Annotated in this window: 1 protein-coding gene; it reads left to right on the plus strand. The window is 63.5% G+C overall.

The window, feature by feature from the left end:
• Window positions 1-384, plus strand: a 384-nt coding sequence (locus L687_RS41405; protein WP_021201740.1) for a GTP pyrophosphokinase, incomplete at both ends; no start/stop codon positions are given.

The following is a 384-nucleotide window of genomic DNA, read 5'->3' on the forward strand; positions in this document are numbered from 1 at the left end:
GCGTACAACCCGATCGAGCACGTGAAGAGCCGGCTGAAGTCGCCGGACAGCATCGTGGAGAAGATCGCCCGCAAGGGCATCGACGAACCCGACTTCGACCGCATCCGCGCGGAGATCACCGACATCGCCGGTGTGCGCGTGACCTGCAGCTTCGTCGCCGACGTCTACCGCCTGTTCGATCTGCTCACCGCGCAGGACGACGTCACGGTGCGCACGGTGAAGGACTACATCGCGCAGCCGAAGGCCAACGGCTACAAGAGCCTGCACGCGATCATCGAGGTGCCCGTCTTCCTGTCGACCGGTGCGCTCTCGGTACCGGTCGAGGTGCAGTTCCGCACGATAGCGATGGACTTCTGGGCCAGTCTGGAGCACAAGATCTACTAC

Source organism: Microbacterium maritypicum MF109 (genome assembly GCF_000455825.1).
Lineage (GTDB): Bacteria > Actinomycetota > Actinomycetes > Actinomycetales > Microbacteriaceae > Microbacterium > Microbacterium maritypicum_A.